The organism is Lacticaseibacillus yichunensis, from assembly GCF_003946405.1.
Lineage (GTDB): Bacteria > Bacillota > Bacilli > Lactobacillales > Lactobacillaceae > Lacticaseibacillus > Lacticaseibacillus yichunensis.
Genome location: NZ_RHOG01000006.1, coordinates 38142 through 56896, shown reverse-complemented (window position 1 = coordinate 56896; position 18755 = coordinate 38142). Strand labels below are relative to the sequence as shown.

The 18755-nt window shown below is 55.1% G+C and carries 15 protein-coding genes; all 15 read left to right on the top strand.

All coding sequences use genetic code 11. The features are described 5' to 3' along the window. The 15 genes from frr to hemW all read left to right on the top strand — a co-directional run bounded on the left by frr (position 1) and on the right by hemW (position 18727). The gene (gene frr / locus EKM95_RS03230) at positions 1-558 is read left to right on the top strand and encodes a ribosome recycling factor (protein ID WP_125696402.1); all 558 of its coding nucleotides are present in this window, start codon (positions 1-3) and stop codon (positions 556-558) included. A 208-nt stretch (positions 559-766) separates the two neighbouring features. Further along, entirely contained in the window at positions 767-1540 is a 774-nt protein-coding gene (locus tag EKM95_RS11780; RefSeq protein ID WP_225423156.1) for an isoprenyl transferase, read from the top strand. A gap of 33 nt (positions 1541-1573) precedes the next feature. Next, positions 1574-2371, top strand: coding sequence for a phosphatidate cytidylyltransferase (locus tag EKM95_RS11775; protein WP_225423154.1), 798 nt, complete (start codon positions 1574-1576; stop codon positions 2369-2371). A 12-nt stretch (positions 2372-2383) separates the two neighbouring features. After that, positions 2384-3628 (top strand): RIP metalloprotease RseP, encoded by a 1245-nt coding sequence (gene rseP, locus EKM95_RS03220; RefSeq protein WP_125696401.1) that lies wholly within the window; start codon positions 2384-2386, stop codon positions 3626-3628. 27 nt (positions 3629-3655) lie between these two features. Then, the gene (locus tag EKM95_RS03215; protein ID WP_125696400.1) at positions 3656-5365 is read left to right on the top strand and encodes a proline--tRNA ligase; all 1710 of its coding nucleotides are present in this window, start codon (positions 3656-3658) and stop codon (positions 5363-5365) included. Positions 5366-5510: 145 nt separating this feature from the next. Beyond that, positions 5511-9821: a PolC-type DNA polymerase III gene (locus EKM95_RS03210; protein ID WP_379897175.1), complete on the top strand. Its 4311-nt coding sequence runs from the start codon at positions 5511-5513 to the stop codon at positions 9819-9821. A gap of 171 nt (positions 9822-9992) precedes the next feature. Beyond that, positions 9993-10466, top strand: a complete 474-nt coding sequence (gene rimP / locus EKM95_RS03205; protein ID WP_125696398.1) for a ribosome maturation factor RimP — start codon at positions 9993-9995, stop codon at positions 10464-10466. Between the two features lie 22 nt (positions 10467-10488). Next, positions 10489-11670, top strand: coding sequence for a transcription termination factor NusA (gene nusA / locus EKM95_RS03200; RefSeq protein WP_125696397.1), 1182 nt, complete (start codon positions 10489-10491; stop codon positions 11668-11670). Positions 11671-11681: 11 nt separating this feature from the next. After that, positions 11682-11981 carry an RNase P modulator RnpM gene (rnpM, locus tag EKM95_RS03195; RefSeq protein WP_125696396.1) on the top strand — a complete coding sequence of 100 codons (300 nt, stop codon included), beginning with the start codon at positions 11682-11684 and terminating at the stop codon, positions 11979-11981. After that, positions 11978-12283 (top strand): L7Ae/L30e/S12e/Gadd45 family ribosomal protein, encoded by a 306-nt coding sequence (locus EKM95_RS03190; RefSeq protein WP_125696395.1) that lies wholly within the window; start codon positions 11978-11980, stop codon positions 12281-12283. The genes rnpM and EKM95_RS03190 overlap by 4 nt, the downstream gene beginning before the upstream one ends. A 16-nt stretch (positions 12284-12299) precedes the next feature. Next, on the top strand, positions 12300-15086 hold the full coding sequence (gene infB / locus EKM95_RS03185; RefSeq protein WP_125696394.1) for a translation initiation factor IF-2: 2787 nt from the start codon (positions 12300-12302) through the stop codon (positions 15084-15086). Between the two features lie 22 nt (positions 15087-15108). Beyond that, positions 15109-15477 carry a 30S ribosome-binding factor RbfA gene (gene rbfA / locus EKM95_RS03180; RefSeq protein ID WP_125696393.1) on the top strand — a complete coding sequence of 123 codons (369 nt, stop codon included), beginning with the start codon at positions 15109-15111 and terminating at the stop codon, positions 15475-15477. 231 nt (positions 15478-15708) lie between these two features. Continuing rightward, the gene (truB, locus tag EKM95_RS03175; RefSeq protein WP_125696392.1) at positions 15709-16623 is read left to right on the top strand and encodes a tRNA pseudouridine(55) synthase TruB; all 915 of its coding nucleotides are present in this window, start codon (positions 15709-15711) and stop codon (positions 16621-16623) included. An 11-nt stretch (positions 16624-16634) separates the two neighbouring features. Further along, entirely contained in the window at positions 16635-17582 is a 948-nt protein-coding gene (ribF, locus tag EKM95_RS03170; protein WP_125696436.1) for a riboflavin biosynthesis protein RibF, read from the top strand. After that, positions 17582-18727, top strand: a complete 1146-nt coding sequence (hemW, locus tag EKM95_RS03165; protein WP_125696391.1) for a radical SAM family heme chaperone HemW — start codon at positions 17582-17584, stop codon at positions 18725-18727. The genes ribF and hemW overlap by 1 nt, the downstream gene beginning before the upstream one ends. Positions 18728-18755: the final 28 nt, after the last annotated feature.

Here is an 18755-nt window from a genome sequence, read left to right as displayed (position 1 = left end):
ATGGCTAACCCAATCGTAGACGAAGCAAAAGCCACTATGGCAAAGACCCAAGAGTCGCTGGAACGTGACCTCGGCGGGATTCGCGCCGGGCATGCCAACGCGAGTTTACTCAATCGGATTCAAGTTGAATATTATGGGACGCCGACGCCACTGAACCAGATGGCCTCCATCACCATTCCAGAACCACGTGTGCTGCTGGTCACCCCGTATGACCGCAGTTCCCTGAAGGATGTGGAAACGGCGATCAACATGAGCGACCTTGGCATCAATCCTGCCAATGACGGGACTGCCATTCGCCTGGTCGTGCCGCAGTTGACCGGTGAGCGGCGCAAGGAGATCGCAAAGGAAGTCGGCAAATACGCCGAAGAAGCGAAGATCGCGGTGCGCAACATTCGCCGTGATGCCCTTGATAAGGCGCGCAAGCAGGAAAAAGCAAGCGAGATCACCGAAGATGAGCTGCATCGTCTCGAAAAAGAAATCCAGCAAGTCACCGATGACGCGACCAAAAAGATCGACGCCGCTGCGGCCGACAAAGAAAAAGAGATCACCGAGGGCTGATCAGTTGGTTTGGTCTATGATGGGACCGAACAGCATGATCGCACCTCAGTAAAAAGCCTGCGCAAGCGGGCTTTTTACGTGATGCCAGGTGACCGGTTGCTTCGCAGAGCTTACGTTTTTCTGATGCCAGCTGTTTCAGCACCGCCTTTTCTGCTACAATCATTAAGACTACCGGGCGTCTTTTTCGCCCGAAAAAAGGAGCATGGCGATGTTCGGAGCGAAGCATCAAGCCCCGCAAGTGGATCTGCAGCGCATCCCTCAGCATGTGGCAATCATCATGGATGGGAATGGCCGCTGGGCGAAGAAACGATTTCTGCCGCGCATTGCTGGGCACAAACAGGGCATGGAAAATGTTAAGACGATCACCAAGGCGGCGAGTCGCTTGGGCGTGAAAGTTCTGACACTGTATGCCTTTTCTACCGAAAATTGGCGGCGGCCGACTGGCGAAGTGAACTACCTGATGAAGCTTCCGGTGGACTTCTTTGACACGTTCATGCCTGAGCTGATTGCTGAAAATGTCCGAGTCGAGGTGATGGGGGAGCTTGACGCGCTTCCAGCCGCCACGCGGCAAGCGGCGGCCAACGCGATGGCTGATACGAAACAGGACACCGGTATGATCTTGAATTTTGCGCTCAATTATGGCGCGCGGGACGAGCTGATTCTGGCTGCCCAGCAAATGGCCAGTGAGGCAGTCGCTGGGACGCTCGACCCAGCGCAGATCGATGCCGCGGTCGTGGCGGATCACCTGATGACGCGCCATCTGGGGGCCTTGGCTGATCCGGATCTGTTGATTCGCACCAGCGGGGAAGAGCGGCTGTCGAATTTCTTGCTGTGGCAGTTGGCCTACAGTGAAATGGTCTTCACCCCGGCGTATTGGCCCGACTTTACCCCCGACATGCTCAGCGAGGCGATCGCTGTTTATCAGCAGCGTGATCGGCGCTATGGCGGACTTGATGCGGGAACCACACCTGAATCAAAATAATAATCCCAGTTGACTGGGGCACGGAGGAACGTAATGAAACAACGTATCATCACTGCAATCGTCGCCTTGGCGATCTTTATCCCGATCTTGATTCTCGGCGGTGTTTGGCTTGAAGTCGCCGCCGCGGTGCTGGCAGTCATCGCGATGTCTGAGATCTTCATCATGCGCAAACGCATCATTGTGTCGAGCAGCTTTTTCGTGTCGGCGATCGGTGTCCTGTTGGTCACTTTTCCGGATAGCTATTTTCGCTGGTTGCCGAGTTTCATCTCACGGCTGGATCTGATCTACATCGCCGTGGCCGCGCTGCTGCTGGTCACCGTGGCGACCAAGAACCGCACGACTTACGACGATGCCGCAATCAGCGCTTTGTCGATCTTCTACATTGGGACCGGGTTCCATAATCTGATCGCAGTGCGCAACGATGCGGGGCTAGATACCTTGTTGTTTGCTTTGATCATTGTGTGGTTGACGGACTCTGGCGCGTATTTTGTCGGCCGCGCCATGGGTAAACATAAGCTGTGGCCTGCAATCAGCCCCAATAAGACTTGGGAAGGCAGCATCGGCGGGAATGTTGTTGCGCTGATCTTTGCGGCGATCTACCTGCAATTTTTCCCGCAGATGTATAGCTTCTGGCCGATGATGGGCATCGCGCTGGTGCTTTCCGTGTTCGGCCAACTTGGTGATTTGATCGAGTCTGCGCTGAAACGCTATTACGGCGTCAAGGACTCGGGCAAGATCTTGCCTGGGCATGGCGGCATTTTGGATCGTTTTGACAGTTTGCTTCTGGTCTTGCCACTGGTCCACTTGTTTGGCTTGATCTCGCTTCATTAAAGGAGTGTTGATATGACCACGATCATCGACTTTATCATTGTCTTCGTGATCCTGGTGCTCGTGCATGAATTCGGGCATTTCTGGTTCGCCAAGCGCAGCGGCATCTTGGTGCGCGAATTTTCCATTGGCATGGGGCCTAAGCTGGTGGCTTGGCATAAAAATAATACGACGTACACGTTGCGGCTGTTGCCACTGGGCGGCTATGTGCGCATGGCCGGCTGGCAGGACGAGGACGACGAGATCAAACCCGGGACAATGCTGGCGATCGAGGTCAACGGCGAGGGCCGGGTAACGCGCATCAATACCAGCAACAAGACGACGCTCCAAGGCGGAATCCCTGTTCAGGTCAGCCGCATCGACCTGGTGCATGAGCTGGTTGTTGAGGGTTACGCAAACGGGGATGAATCGGAACTGAAGACCTGGCCGGTGGATCATGATGCCACGATCATCGAAGAAGATGGCACCGAGGTCGTGATCGCCCCGGATGATGTTCAATTCCAAAATGCGCCGATCGCCAAGCGCCTCCTGGTTAATTTTGCGGGGCCGATGAACAACTTCATTTTGGCCATCCTGGTGTTTATCGGGGTCGCCCTGTCCGCTGGGGTCCAGGTGCTGGACACCAATCAGATCGGCACCGTGCAAAGCGGCTCTCCTGCGGCAAAGGCCGGACTCGAAAATGGGGCGACGATCACCTCGATCAATGGCCAGGCCATTAGCAAGTTTGCTGACCTGCAAAAAGTGGTGGGCGAGGATAAAGACGGCGCGTCCTTGAATGTGGTGGCGAAGCAAAACAGCAAGACGGAGAACTTGACCATCACGCCAACGAAAGAGGGGCTGATTGGGGTCACGCCGCCGGTCGATCGCAGTATCGGCACCGCCGTCAAATACGGCTTCACCCAATTTTGGTCCTTAACCACGCGGATCTTTGATGTGTTGAAGCAGTTAGTCACCGGACAATTTTCACTGAACAAGTTAGCCGGGCCGGTCGGTATCTATACGATGACCAGTCAGGCGGCCAGCGGTGGCTTCCAGTCGTTGCTGTTTTTCCTCGGCTATCTCAGCTTGAATCTGGGCATCATGAACTTGATTCCGATTCCTGTGCTGGATGGCGGGAAAATTCTGCTGAATCTGCTGGAGATCATTCGCCGCAAACCATTATCACCAGAAAAAGAAGGCATTGTGACGCTGATTGGGGCGGGGCTGATGGTCTTGCTGCTGATTGCCGTCACGATCAACGACATTATGCGTCAGTTCTAACGGACGTCTCATGGAGGAGAAAAGTTAATGAAACAGTCTCGTGTATTTATTCCGACCGAAAAAGAGGTTCCAAACACGGCCGAAGCTAAGTCCCATCAAATGATGTTGCGTTCTGGCTTCGTTCGCCAGGTCTCAGCAGGGGTCTACGCCTATTTGCCACTTGCAGAGCGGGTCTTGGCCAATATTGAAGCGATCATCGATGATGAGATGCAAAAGATCGATGCCGTGAAGATGAAGATGCCAAGCCTTTTGCCGGCCGAATTGTGGCAGGAAACAGGGCGTTATGAGACATACGGGCCGAACCTGTTTAAGCTGAAGGATCGCCACGACCGTGATTTCATCCTTGGGCCGACACACGAGGAGACCTTCACCGACCTGGTCCGCAATGAATTGAAGTCGTACAAGCGGATGCCGCTGGTCTTGTATCAAATTCAGACGAAGTACCGTGATGAAGATCGGCCGCGGTATGGCCTGCTTCGCCTGCGTGAGTTCATCATGCAGGACGTCTATTCCTTCACGGCGAATGAAGCGGATCTCGACACGGTCTACAAGCAGATGGAAAAGGCCTACACCGCCATTTTCAACCGGCTGGGCCTGAACTTCAGGGCGATCATCGGTGACGGTGGCGCAATGGGCGGCAAGGATTCAAAAGAATTCTCCGCCATCGCTGAGATCGGAGAAGACACGATCGTTTACTCGGATGCGTCGGATTACGCGGCCAACCTTGAAATGGCCACCGCGATGAACATGCCGCCGCGCGGGCATGAGGAACCAGCCGAATTGACCGAGGTCGCAACGGGCAACGCAAAGACCATCGATGAAGTCGCCGAAAAGTTGGCTATTTCCGCGCAAAAGCTGATCAAGTCCGTGCTTTTTATAGCAGACGACAAGCCGGTCCTGGCCTTGGTCCGCGGCGATCATGAAGTCAACGATGTCAAGCTGAAGAACCTGCTTGGCGCCGACTTCTTGGACATGGCGACGCCGGAGCAGGTCAAGCAAGTGATGGGCTGTGAAATCGGCAACATCGGACCTGTTGGGGTGCCGGATGAGGTCACGGTGATCGCGGATCAAAGTCTCACTGGGCTGGTCAACATGGTTGCTGGCGCCAACAAAGCAGAGACGCATCTGCTGAATGTGAACGCCGGCCGCGATTACACGCCAAGCCAGGTCGCGGACATTCGCTTTGTGACCGAAGGCGAAGTCTCGCCGGATGGCCAGGGCGTGCTCCACTTTACCCGTGGCATCGAGATCGGCCACATTTTCAAACTCGGCACCCGCTACACTGAAGCGATGGGCGCGAATTTCTTGGATGAAAATGGGCGCAGTCACCCGATCATCATGGGCTCCTATGGCATCGGCGTCTCCCGCCTGCTCAGTGCGATCGCCGAGCAGACCTTGGATGAAAATGGGCTCGTTTGGCCGAAAGCCATCGCGCCGTTTGACGTTCATCTGATTCCGGTCAACCTCAAAAATGACGATCAGCGCAAATTGACCGCGACCATCGAGGCAGATCTGACTGGCGCGGGGTATAGCGTCCTGGTGGATGATCGTAACGAGCGCCCGGGCGTCAAGTTTGCGGATTCCGATCTGATCGGCATGCCCGTGCGTGTTACCGTGGGTAAAAAGGCGGCTGATGGAATCGTCGAACTGAAGCTCCGTAAAACTGGTGAGACGCTTGAGGTCAAGCGCGACGAATTGATCAACTCGCTGGGCATTTTGATGGCCCAGATCGATTAAGTGTTGAATTTCTCAGAGAAACCGTGGCATGGCTCCGGTTTCTTTTTTTCGCCTTTTCCGCCGCTTGTCCAACGCCCGTTTTCGGGTTACGATAACGACATAGATCTCAGAAGGAGCGTTCAAATTGGCCTTATCAAAACACGAAATGTTTGAAAAGCTGCTGGCTCAGATTCAGCTGCCAGAGGAGCTGGCGGCGTTTCCCGGCTTTCAGCAGGCGACCGTTGATGATGTCGTGATTCATACGGCCTCCAAACGCTATGAGTTTCAGCTCGGCGTGCCGGCCATCCTGCCCTTCAGCGTGTTTGCTCAGCTGGTGGGGCATCTTCAAAGTGCCTTCAAGGACATTGCGCAGACTTCGGTGACGATTGTTCCGGCGGATCATCAGTTCGATCAAAGCCTGCTGACGGGATACTGGCAGTATGTGATCGACCATGCGCAATTGCAGTCTGCCCTGGTGGCTGAGACCTGCAGCGTGCAGGCCCCGGAGCTGCAAGATGAGCGCGTGGTCCTGCGCGCAGAAAATGAACCCGTGCGCCAATATCTGATCACCAAAGGTCTCGGCCAACTTGAGGAAACTTATCATCAAGTCGGCTTTGCCGGCCTGCATTTGAGTGCGATCGTCGATACCGAAAAGGCGGCCGATACCCTGGCGGCGTTCAATGCCAAGCAGGCTGAGGAAACGGCCGCGATGGCAAAACGTGCGGCCGCCGTCGTCCAGGCCCGCGAAACGGCGGAAGTGGAAGCGCCGGCTGGACCGGTTCGGCTGGGGCGCGGCAATCACATGGATGATCCGCTTCAGCAAATGGTCACAATCACCCAGGAAGAAAAATCTGTGTTGATCGAAGGCTACGTTTTTGACGTCGAAGTCCGTAGCCTGCGCTCCAATCGAAAACTGTTAATGGTCAAGGTGACCGACTACACCTCGAGTTTTTTGGTGAAGAAATTCAGCAATGGCGCCGAGGATGAGGCTGTTTTTGACCAGATTCATGAAGGCATGTGGTTGCGTATTCGTGGCAGCGTTCAGGAAGACAACTATTCCCGCGAGCTGACCGTCAACGCCAACGACATGCAGGAAGTCACGCACCCGGCCCCGCAGGACACCGCGCCGGGGGAAAAGCGCATCGAATTGCATCTTCACACAAATATGTCGCAGATGGACGCGATTCCAAGCATCACAGATTACGTCAAACGCGCCAAGGCGTGGGGCCATCCGGCAATCGCGGTCACTGACCACGCCGGGCTTCAGGCGTATCCGGAGGCACATACTGCGGCCGCCAAAGCTGGGCTCAAAATGCTGTACGGCGTTGAGGTCAACTTGGTCGATGACGGTACGCCGGTCGCGTATCATGCGGACAAACCGCTTGATCTGGCCAGCGCAACGTATGTGGTCTTTGATATCGAGACCACGGGCCTATCCGCAGTGTATGACAAGATCATCGAGTTGGCCGCGGTCAAGATGCAAGATGGCAAGGTGATCGATAATTTCGAGCAAATGATCGATCCTGGGTTTGCGCTGTCCGAAACGACCATCAATTTGACGCACATCACAGACGAAATGGTGCACGGCTCCAAGTCGGAAAAAGAAGTGCTCACGCTATTCCGCCAGTTCTGTGAAGGCACCGTGATGTGTGGCCATAACGTGACGTTTGATGTCGGCTTTTTGAATGCGGGTTATCAGCGGCTGGATGAAGAGCGAATCCAAAATCCGGTGATCGATACGCTGGAATTGTCGCGGATGCTACATCCGGAGCGAAAGAACCACAAGCTCGATACCCTGACCAAGGCGTACAAGATCAATTTGGAGCATCACCACCGGGCCAACGCGGATGCGGAGGCCACCGGCTATTTGATGTACGCGCTTGAAAAAGAGGCGGCGGAAGTCTATCAGATCACCTCGCTTGACCAACTCAACAGTCGCGTCGGCGAAGGCGATGATTGGAAGCAGGCACGGCCGACCCATGCGACCATTTTTGCCGCGACCCAAGCCGGGTTGAAAAACCTCTTCAAGCTGGTCTCTTTGTCCAATGTCCGCTACTACTATCGCGTCCCGCGGGTCCCGCGCAGTCAGCTGCAAAAATTGCGTGAGGGGCTGATCGTGGGGTCTGCCTGCAGCAGCGGGGATGTCTTCACCGCGATGATGCAAAAAGGGTATGGCGAGGCTGCAGAAAAAGCAGAATTCTATGATTTTCTCGAGGTCCAGCCACCTGCCTTGTATGCCCCGCTGAAAGAGGCAGAGCTGATCCACGGCGATGCGCATCTGCATGAGATCATTTCAAACATCATCAAGATCGGCCAGGCGCAAAACAAGCCAGTCGTTGCGACAGGGGATGCCCATTACCTCGATAAAAACGATGCGATCTACCGTAAGATCCTGATTCATTCGCAAGGCGGCGCGAACCCGCTGAACCGCCACGAACTACCGGATGCCCATTTTCGCTCGACCCAGGAGATGCTGGATGAATTTTCCTGGCTGGGGGAAGAAACGGCGCATCAACTAGTCGTGGAAAATACGCACAAAGTTGCCGACATGATCGACGGCACCATCACGCCTGTCAAAGATGATCTGTACACCCCGAAGATCCCTGGGGTGAAGGAAAATCTGCGCAATGACGTCATGACCACCGCCCATCGCTTGTATGGCGAGCCGTTGCCAGAGATCGTCGAAAAGCGCCTGAAAAAGGAGCTCGATAGTATCATCGGCAACGGTTATGCCGTGATCTACAACATTGCCCAGCAGCTGGTGTTGAAGTCAAACAAAGATGGCTACTTGGTTGGGTCACGTGGCTCGGTCGGCTCCAGTCTCGCTGCCACCATGTCCGGCATCACCGAGATCAATCCGCTGCCGCCGCATTATCGCTGCCCGCAGTGTCAGTATTCCGAATTTTACACGCATGGGGAATACGGGTCGGGCTTTGATCTGCCCGACAAGGCCTGCCCGAATTGCGGCGCAAACATGGTCAAAGACGGCCAGGACATTCCGTTTGAGACGTTCCTTGGGTTCAAGGGGGATAAGGTCCCGGATATCGATCTGAATTTCTCCGGTGACTATCAGCCGGTGGCACATAATTACATCAAGGTGCGGTTTGGTGAAGACCATGCGTTTCGGGCCGGGACGATTGGCACCGTTGCCGATAAGACCGCATATGGCTATGTCAAAGCGTACGAGCGCGACACCGGCCAGATGCTGCGTGGGGCGGAGATCGATCGACTGGCAAAAGGCGCGACCGGCGTGAAACGCACCACCGGTCAGCATCCTGCCGGAATCCTAATTGTCCCAGAAAACATGGACATCTATGATTTCAGCCCGATTCAGTATCCCGCTGATGATCAAAATGCGGCGTGGAAGACGACCCACTTTGATTTTCACTCGATTCATGACAACATTTTGAAAATGGATGTGCTGGGGCATGATGATCCGACCATGATCCGTATGCTTCAGGATCTGTCCGGCGTTGAGCCGAAATCGATTCCCATGGATGATCCGGGGGTCATGTCGCTGTTTTCCAGTCCGGATGTGCTCGGGGTCAAACCAGAGCAGATCAATTCAAAGACGGGGACGCTGGGCGTGCCGGAATTCGGGACGCGGTTCGTGCGCGGGATGCTCGAGGAAACGCATCCCAAGAAATTCTCCGAGCTGCTTCAGATCTCTGGCCTGTCTCATGGGACGAATGTGTGGCTGGACAACGCAGAGGAGCTGATCAAAAACGGGACGGTCACGATCAAAGACGTGATCGGCTGTCGTGATAACATCATGATGGACCTGATTCATTGGGGCATGGATGACAGCGACGCCTTTACGATCATGGAGCATGTGCGTAAGGGCAAAGGCATTCCCGATGAGCTTCAGGCTAAGATGGAAGAGAATCCAAGCGTGCCTGGCTGGTACATCGACTCTTGCCTCAAGATCAAGTACATGTTCCCGAAGGCACATGCCGCGGCCTATGATCTGATGGGCCTACGCATTGCCTGGTTCAAGGTCTATTACCCGCTGGTGTATTACGCATCCTACTTTTCGGTGCGGGCGGAAGATTTTGACCTGGTTGCCATGAGTCACGGCAAAGAGGCGACCAAGGCCGCCATTCAGGAGATCAACGACAAGGGCAACGACGCAACGGCCAAGGAAAAGACGCTGCTGACGGTCCTCGAGTTGGCCAATGAGTGCCTGGAGCGTGGCTTCAAGATCAAGATGGTCGATGTCACGGCCTCGGATGCGCATGATTTCATCATTTTGGATGATCACACATTGCTCGCACCATTTCGCGCAGTGCCTGGCCTTGGCGATAACGTCGCCAAGCAGATCGTCTCCGCCCGTGAAGAGCGGCCCTTCCTTTCCAAGGAGGACCTGGCGACGCGCGGCAAGGTGTCCAAGACATTGATCGATTACATGACTGAAAATCATGTCTTAGATGAATTGCCAGATGAAAATCAGCTGTCGCTTTTTGACAGTCTCTTCTAAGCCGGTTGCCTCTTGACAACTCGCGCGTCATTATGCGAGTGGCCTTGCACTTTACTGAAAATAATGCTACATTATGAGTAGTATTTAAGACGTCGGAAGGGAGTGAGCAGAAATGCTCACTCTTTTTAGTGAAAAGGGTGCGTCGCCTACACAGATAAAGGGGGGAATACGTTGAGCACTGTCACCGACACGGTCAAGACACTTGTTGAACCGATCCTAGAAGAACATCATTTTTTTCTCAGCGACATTGAATTCGTAAAGGAAGGCGGCAGCTGGTATCTGCGCGTGTACATCGACAAGACCGGCGGCATCTCCCTTGACGAGTGCGTCCTGGTCTCCGAGACGCTTTCTGAGCAGCTCGATCAGCTGGATCCCGATCCGATTCCGCAGGCTTATTTTCTCGAGGTCTCAAGCCCTGGTGCTGAGCGGCCGCTGAAAAATGAGCAGGATTTTGCCAATGCGGTCGGCGACTACATTCACATCTCGCTGTTCAAGAAACAAAACGGCAAGAAAGTGTTTGAGGGTCATCTCAAGACCTTGACGCCTGAGCAATTGACGCTGACGATCAATGATAAAGGCCGCATTCATGACCAGGACTTTTTGCGAAGCGATATCGCAAGTGCCCGCTTGGCCATCGAATTTTAGCCATAGTAAAGGAAGGAACAACATGTCGAAGGAAATGTTAGAGGCGCTGAACGTCCTTGAAACGGAAAAGGGCGTGAAAAAAGAGGTCGTTATCGAGGCCCTTGAAGCCGCTCTCGAAGCCGCCTACAAGCGTAACTACAATCAGGCGCAAAACGTTGAAGTGAACTTTGACCCTGCCAAAGGGGATATCCATGTCTACGCAGTCAAAGAAGTCACCGAGGAAGTCTTTGACTCCCGCCTTGAAGTGAGCTTGAAGGAAGCCTTGACGCTCAATAAGGCTTATGAGGTCGGCGACCAGATCAAATTCGAGGTCACCCCGAAGGACTTTGGGCGCATCGCCGCGCAAACGGCCAAACAGGTCATCATGCAGCGCGTGCGTGAGGCGGAACGCGGCATCGTTTATGACGAATACTCGCAATACCTGGACGAGATCATGACCGGAGAAGTTGAGCGCAGTGACAACCGGTTTACCTATGTCAATCTCGGCAAGATCGAAGCCGTTTTGGGCAAACAAGACCGGATGCCTAATGAGCACTACGAACCGCATGAACGCATCAAAGTTTATGTTTCCAAAGTCGAAAATACGAGCAAGGGGCCTCAGGTGACGGTCTCCCGGACCAATCCGGGACTGGTCAAGCGTCTGTTTGAACAGGAAGTGCCTGAGATCTTCGAAGGCGTCGTTGAGATTGCTGGCATCGCACGCGAAGCCGGCGACCGGACGAAGATCGCGGTGCGCTCGACCAATCCGTCCGTCGATCCCGTCGGCACAACGGTTGGGCCAAAAGGGGTCCGCGTCCAAGCGGTCGTCAATGAATTGTCTGGCGAAAACATGGATGTCGTCCAGTGGGAAGAAGATCCTTCCGATTACATCGCCAACGCACTCAACCCGGCGCAAGTAATCGCTGTTCAGTTCAATGACGATGACAACGACCGCTCCTGCACGGTGATCGTGCCGGATTACCAGCTGTCCTTGGCCATTGGTAAGAAGGGGCAAAATGCGCGGCTGGCGGCCAAATTGACTGGCTTTAAGATCGATATCAAGCCTGAATCTGAAGTTGAATTCGTCGATGACGATGAGCTTGAAGAAGAGGACGAGATTCTTGAAGACGGTGTTGCAACTGAGACTGACGCCTCCGAAGCCGCGCCTGACCAGGCAGATGATGCCGCTGCCGAGCCAGCTCCCGCCGACGATTCTCAGGAATAGGAGGGCTGCCGATGAAACAGCGGAAGATCCCCATGCGCAAAGATCTGCTGACTGGGGAAATGCATCCGAAAAAAGAAATGGTCCGCATCGTCAAGACCGCTGAAGAAAGTGTGGCCATCGACCCGACCGGCAAAGCCTCAGGACGCGGCGCTTATGTGGCGCTTGATCCAGAGGCAGTCAAGGCCGCCAAAGGCAAGCAGCTGATCGAAAAAGCATTCAGCATCAAGGTGCCGGCTACGTTTTATGACGAGCTGTTCGCCTATGTCGATCATCAAAAAGCGCGTCAAGAACTATTTGGCACCAAGCGATGAACGAACAAGCGGCACTGAATCTGCTTGGGCTCGCCAAGCGTGCCGGTAAGATCACTTCCGGGGAGTCTTTTGTCCTTGGCGCGATCCGCGACGGCAGTGCAAAACTGGTTTTTGTCGCCAGTGATGCCTCGGCTAACACGAAGAAAATGTTTCAAGATAAAAGTAGCTTTTACCAAGTTCCATTGCAGAACGGCTTGAGCCAATTGGCGCTGTCACAAGCGATCGGCGCCGCACGATCCTCGATCGCCGTCTGTGATGTCGGATTTGCCAACAAATTAATAAAGCTGCTCACCTCACAATGACAGGGAGCGTGAAGAAATGGGCAAAAAACGAGTTTATGAATTTGCCAAAGAGATCGGGGTTCCCAGCAAGGCAGTGATCGATGCTGCTGCAAAACAGGGAATCGAATTTAAAAATCACATGTCGACGATCGACGACGGTCAGGAAACAGCGATGAAACAGGCATTGGGCAAGGGCGCAAAGCCAGCGCCAAAGTCGGCTGACAAACCGGCTGACAAGCCAGCCGCTTCCGCAGCACCAGCGCCGGCGGCCAAAGACAAGCTAGCTGAACCGGCTGCGGCCAAGACGACCGAACAGGCTGCGGTACAACCCGCAACGGCTAAGCCAGTCCAGGGCACGCATCATGTGAGCCAAAAAACCGCTGATGGGAAGACGAAGATCTCGAAGTCTGCGATTCGTCGGCCGCACCAAACACAGCAGCAGGGCCAAAACCGCGGCCAACAAGGCGGCCGCTCGCAATCGGGTCAAGGCAACCGCCCCGATAATCGTCAGGGCAACCGCAATGGCAATCAAAGCGGTCAGCAACGTCAGGGCCAAAACCGTGGTGGCAACAACAACCGTGGCCAACGCAGTGATCGACCAGGCAGCGGCGAGCGGCAAGGACGCGATTTTCAAAATCGAAACAACAACTTGCAGCAAGTTGGGCCAAGCCCACGTCCGCGTGCCGGACGAGCGACTCAGGCCAACTCGAATCCGCGTCCGATCGCAGGCAACGGTGGCAAGTTCGGCCAGCCATTGCCAGGCGTGACCAAGCGTCATGAGCCAACGCCAGAACCAGTGAAAAATGAGGGTGTGACCCCAGCGCGTCAGGCGGCCCAAGCCTCTGTTCAACCAGTGGCCGCGACCCCGCAACCGACCGCACCAAGCAAGCCGGCAGAGAGCGAAAGCCGCGACAAGCAAAATCGCGGTCGCCGCAATGAACGCGGTCGCAACAGTCGTTTTGACGACAACAGTAACCGTGGCGGCGGTCGGCGCAATCGCAAGAACAAGCGCCAGCAGACCCAGCCGAAGAAAGAAATGCCTCAACGTAAGGAGCGGCCTTTGCCAGAAAAACTGATCTACACCGTGGGGATGAACGCCCAAGATCTGGGTAAGATCCTGCACCGGGAACCAGCAGAAATCATCAAGAAGCTCTTCATGCTCGGGGTCATGGTCAACCAGAACCAGAGCCTGGACAAGGATACGATTGAATTGATCGCGACCGATTACGGCATCAATGCGGAAGAAAAGGTCCAGGAGGATATCACGGATCTTGACAAGCAATTCGCCGATGAGATCGACAACAACGCGGAGGACCTTGTGACCCGTCCGCCAGTTGTCACGATCATGGGCCATGTCGATCACGGGAAGACCACCTTGCTGGATAAGCTGCGCCACACCCATGTGACGGAAGGCGAAGCCGGCGGGATCACGCAGCACATTGGCGCGTATCAGGTCAAGTTGAATGATCGCTTGATCACCTTCTTGGATACCCCAGGGCATGCGGCCTTCACGAACATGCGCGCGCGCGGCGCGGACATCACTGATATCATCGTGTTGGTCGTTGCCGCGGATGATGGCGTGATGCCCCAGACCATTGAGGCGATCAACCATGCCAAGGCGGCTAAGGCGCCAATGATCGTGGCCGTTAACAAGATCGATAAGCCGGGCGCAAACCCGAACCACGTGATGGAACAGCTGACCGAATACGGCCTGATTCCAGAAGAGTGGGGCGGCGACACGATCTTTGTTCAAATCTCCGCGAAGTTTGGGAAAAACATTGACGAGTTGCTGGAAATGATTCTGCTTGAAGCCGACGTGCTCGAGCTTAAAGCGAATCCAAAGCAAAAGGCGGTCGGCACCGTTATCGAAGCGCGGCTTGACAAAGGCCGTGGCCCAGTTGCTACCGTGCTTGTGCAGCAGGGGACCTTGAAGACGGGTGATCCAATCGTTGTCGGCAACACCTTTGGCCGTGTACGGACCATGACCAATGACCGTGGCCGTCGCGTCAAGGATGCCGTTCCGGCGATGCCAGTCGAGATCACCGGGATGAACGACGTGCCGCAGTCCGCGGACAAGTTCGTCGTCTTCCCTGATGAAAAAACGGCGCGTGCTGCCGGTGAAGAGCGTGCAAAACGCGCGATCGACAAAGAGCGTCAGGCAACCCATCATGTCACCTTGGACAACCTGTTTGAGACCATGAAGGAAGGCCAACTCAAGGAAGTTGACGTCATCATCAAAGGTGACGTGCAAGGTTCCGTTGAAGCCTTGGCCAACAGCTTGCAGAAGATCGAAGTCGAAGGCGTGCGGGTGAATATCATCCATCAGGCAGTCGGTGCGATCAACGAAAGCGATGTCACCTTGGCAGCCGCTTCAAATGCGATCATCATCGGCTTCAACGTGCGCCCGACCCCACTGGCCAAGCAGCAAGCAGACAGCGACGATGTTGATATTCGCCTGCACCGTGTCATTTATAAGGCCATCGAAGAGATCGAGGCTGCGATGAAGGGCATGCTTGAGCCGACCTACGAAGAAAAGGTCATTGGTTCACTTACCGTTCGCGAAACGATTTCGGTCTCCAAGGTCGGAACCGTCGCCGGTGCCTTTGTCGACAACGGCTTCATTACCCGCGATGCCGGCGTTCGTCTGATTCGCGATGGCATCGTGATCTACGAAGGCAAGCTGGGTTCCCTGCGACGCTTCAAGGACGATGTCAAGGAGGTTCGCCAGGGCTTTGAGCTCGGGCTGACCATCGAAAATTACAACGACATCAAGGTCGACGATCAGATCGAGGCCTACACCATGGAAGAAGTGCCGGTCAAGTAAGACCAGCGTAAGGAGAAACAATATGAAACATCGCATTGGCCGAGTCGAAACGCAGATTCAGCGAGAGGTCAACGACATCTTACTGAAAGATGTCAACGACCCGCGCGTCCTGGGCGTGACGATCACTGGGGTGCATTTGACCGGCGACCTCCAACAAGCGACGATCTACTTCAGTATTTTGGCGGATGATCCTGCCAAGATCGCTGAAGCAAAGGCTGGGTTGGATAAGGCAAAAGGGCTCATTCGCTCCGAAGTCGGACAGCGCATCAAGCTGTTCAAGGTCCCGTCACTTACATTCGAACAGGACACCTCCGTGCAATATGGCGCCCGCATCGATCAGTTGATCAATGAAATGAAACAAGAAGGCCACGAAAAGCCTGACGAAGAGTGACAAAAAGACCGGCAGTTGCCGGTTTTTTTTGATTCAAGGTGCAAAGATGAGCGCTGAGGGCGGGGCTTCAAGTTGACCGGTGCACTCGAGACGAAGGCACCTTCAGCACCCCGGCCCAGCGAACTGCGCAGACCTAAGCGCCCCATTGCGACCCCGCTTCACGTTTCCTTGTGCAGCTATTCGGCTTTACGGGTATAATGAGACAAGTTACTTACGAAATGAGGGGTCACGATGGACGGAATTTTGCCAGTCTATAAACCAGTTGGCATGACCAGCGCGGATGTGGTGGCGAAGTGCCGGTGGTTGCTGCACATGCGCCGCATCGGGCATTCGGGCACCTTGGATCCCAGTGTCGACGGTGTCTTACCGCTGGCGCTTGGGGCGGCGACAAAGGCTGTGCCTGCCTTGATGACGCTGGGAAAAACCTATACCGGTGAGATCACGTTGGGCTTTGCGACTGAGACCGAGGATCTGGATGGCGCAGAGATAAAGCGCGTCCGCCTTCAGACAGCTTTTTCAACTGAGGCGATCGACCAGGCCTTGGCAAAACTGACCGGCGAGATCATTCAGATTCCACCGATGTATTCCGCGGTGAAGGTCAACGGCCGGCGTCTGTATCAATACGCGCGGGCCGGCGAAACAGTCGAGCGTCCGCAGCGCCATGCGCACATCTACGCGTTTGCGCGCACAGCGGCGCCTGTGTTCACGGCAGCCGATGGGGTCCAGACGATTCGCTTTTCTGCCCAGGTCTCAAAAGGGACGTATATTCGCACGCTGGCGGTGGATGTCGGCCGCCAGTTAGGGGTGCCTGCGGTGATGAGTCAGTTGACCCGTATCGCAAGCGGCGGGTTCACGTTGGACCAGACGCTTGACCTGCGCGAACTGACGCAGGAAACGGCGCCTGCTGCCGCAGCGGCCCATCTTCGGCCCATCGAATATGCGTATCCGGACTTGCCGCAAGTCGCGCTGACTGAAGCGCAGTATCAGGCTGTTTTAAATGGCAAATGGCTCACGCTGAATGAAACCGCGCCGCGCCTTGCCCTTTTTGCGGAAGGACTGCTCAAGGCCGTGTACCGCGCGGAAAATGGAATCTATCGTCCCGACGTCATGTTTTTGGCAAACGCCGGGGCTGTCAAAGAGGAGTAGTGAAACTCACCATGCAAGTGATCGATGTCATGCCGCCGCTTCAGGCAAAACAGGTCTCAAAGACACCAGTTGTCCTGGCGCTTGGATTTTTTGACGGGGTCCATCGCGGCCACCAAGCCGTGATCAAAACAGCCAAAAAAGAGGCGGACCGGCTTGGCCTGAAGCTCGCCGTCATGACCTTCAATATTCATCCGGCGGTGATCTATCGCGGGGTCCCGGCAGAAAGCGTTCAATATCTTTCGACGATCGACCGCAAAACAACCTTGATGGCGGATCTGGGCGTGGATCTGTTGTATTACTTCCACTTCACCCCGGCCTTTGCCAGGCTCGCGCCACAGCTGTTCGTCGATCAAGTGCTGGTCGGCCTCAACGCGCAGGTGGTCGTCGCCGGGTTTGACTATACATATGGCAAACGCGATGTGGCGACCATGGCCCGCTTACCGGAATACGCGAAGAGCCGGTTCAGCGTGATCACTGTCCCGGCGGCGCTTGATGAGGGTGAAAAGATCTCCTCGACCCGGATTCGGCAGGCGCTTGATAGCGGCGAGGTCGATCTGGCCAATCAATTGCTTGGCTACACCTATCAGACCAGTGGCGTGGTGGTGCATGGCGAGGCGCGCGGGCGGACGCTTGGTTTTCCGACTGCCAATATTGAAGCCCCAAGCAGCGAGCGCATTCCGGGCATCGGCATTTATGCGGTGCGCATGTGGGTGCGTGGCGCTTGGGTCGATGGCATGGCGTCAGTCGGCCGCAATGTCACATTTGGGGCCGGGCGACCGGTGACCGTTGAGATCAATCTGTTTGATTTTGCTGATGATATTTACGATGAACCGGTTCAGGTCCAGTGGGTCCATTATCTGCGTGGCGAGGTGAAGTTTGATGGCGCCAGTGGGTTGATCGCTCAGTTGAATCAGGATCAACGCGATGCCCAGCAGGTGCTGGAAGGAGCGGTGCGCTGATGGCAGGTGCCTATATTCACATTCCATTTTGTGATCATATCTGCTATTACTGCGACTTCAACAAAGTGTTTATCGAAGGCCAGCCGGTCGCTGATTATGTGGCGATGCTGCTCCGGGAAATGCGGCTGGTGATGGCCGCCCATCCGGATGAGGAGATCAAAACGGTCTACGTCGGCGGCGGGACGCCTTCGACGCTGACGCTGGCCCAGATCACTCAGCTATGCGACGGCGTTCATGAAATCTTGCATTTTGACCAAGGCGAGTTCACGTTCGAGGCCAATCCAAATGATCTGCTGACGATGGAAAAATTGGCCGCGATGCGCGCAGGCGGGGTGAACCGGCTGTCCATCGGTGTGCAATCTTTCGATGATGCGATCTTGAAGCGCATCGGTCGAATCCATCGCGCGGCCGATGTGCTGACTGCTGTGGCCAACGCACGGAAGGCCGGATTCGAGGATCTCTCGATCGATCTGATCTTCCGCTTGCCCGGGCAGAGCCGGGACAATTTTCTCAGTAGCTTGCATCAGGCCCTGGCACTGGACTTGCCGCATTACTCGACCTATTCACTGATTCTTGAGAAAAAGACGATCTTCTATAACCTCATGCGGCAGGGGCGCCTGCAGTTGCCAAATCAGGATGTCGAGGCGGATATGTACCGCGATGCGATCGATCTGATGGCCGCCAGTGGGCATCAGCAATACGAGATCTCCAATTTTGCGCGGCCCGGTTTTGAATGCCAGCATAATCTGCTGTATTGGCAAAATGACAAGTATTTTGGCTTCGGCGCAGGGGCTTATGGCTATATTGGCAAGGATCGCTACCATAACTATGGGCCGATTCAACAGTATCTGGCCCCGCTGCACGCGCATAAGTTGCCTGTGATCGAGCATCACCTGGTGCCGGTGGAAGAGCAGATGGAGGAGGAAATGTTTCTTGGTCTGCGCACCCGCGACGGCGTTTCGCGCGCGCGGTTTAAGCAGCGGTATCACATGTCGATCGATGCGGTCTATGGTGACACGGTCCAGCAACTGAAAGAACAGCAACTGCTCACAGAACATGAGGAACACCTGACGTTGACTGACCAGGGAAAGTTTTTGGGCAATGAAGTGTTCCAGCAGTTTCTGATCGAGGACCCGTTGATCTGAAATGGCGATTGGCACTCGCCATTAGCAC

What these genes read in the sequence shown, in the direction of transcription:
- frr (WP_125696402.1), top strand. Translation starts at nt 1, where the DNA reads ATGGCTAACCCAATCGTAGACGAAGCAAAAGCCACTATGGCAAAGACC.
- EKM95_RS11780 (WP_225423156.1), top strand. Translation starts at nt 767, where the DNA reads ATGTTCGGAGCGAAGCATCAAGCCCCGCAAGTGGATCTGCAGCGCATC.
- EKM95_RS11775 (WP_225423154.1), top strand. Translation starts at nt 1,574, where the DNA reads ATGAAACAACGTATCATCACTGCAATCGTCGCCTTGGCGATCTTTATC.
- rseP (WP_125696401.1), top strand. Translation starts at nt 2,384, where the DNA reads ATGACCACGATCATCGACTTTATCATTGTCTTCGTGATCCTGGTGCTC.
- EKM95_RS03215 (WP_125696400.1), top strand. Translation starts at nt 3,656, where the DNA reads ATGAAACAGTCTCGTGTATTTATTCCGACCGAAAAAGAGGTTCCAAAC.
- EKM95_RS03210 (WP_379897175.1), top strand. Translation starts at nt 5,511, where the DNA reads ATGTTTGAAAAGCTGCTGGCTCAGATTCAGCTGCCAGAGGAGCTGGCG.
- nusA (WP_125696397.1), top strand. Translation starts at nt 10,489, where the DNA reads ATGTCGAAGGAAATGTTAGAGGCGCTGAACGTCCTTGAAACGGAAAAG.
- rnpM (WP_125696396.1), top strand. Translation starts at nt 11,682, where the DNA reads ATGAAACAGCGGAAGATCCCCATGCGCAAAGATCTGCTGACTGGGGAA.
- EKM95_RS03190 (WP_125696395.1), top strand. Translation starts at nt 11,978, where the DNA reads ATGAACGAACAAGCGGCACTGAATCTGCTTGGGCTCGCCAAGCGTGCC.
- infB (WP_125696394.1), top strand. Translation starts at nt 12,300, where the DNA reads ATGGGCAAAAAACGAGTTTATGAATTTGCCAAAGAGATCGGGGTTCCC.
- rbfA (WP_125696393.1), top strand. Translation starts at nt 15,109, where the DNA reads ATGAAACATCGCATTGGCCGAGTCGAAACGCAGATTCAGCGAGAGGTC.
- truB (WP_125696392.1), top strand. Translation starts at nt 15,709, where the DNA reads ATGGACGGAATTTTGCCAGTCTATAAACCAGTTGGCATGACCAGCGCG.
- ribF (WP_125696436.1), top strand. Translation starts at nt 16,635, where the DNA reads ATGCAAGTGATCGATGTCATGCCGCCGCTTCAGGCAAAACAGGTCTCA.
- hemW (WP_125696391.1), top strand. Translation starts at nt 17,582, where the DNA reads ATGGCAGGTGCCTATATTCACATTCCATTTTGTGATCATATCTGCTAT.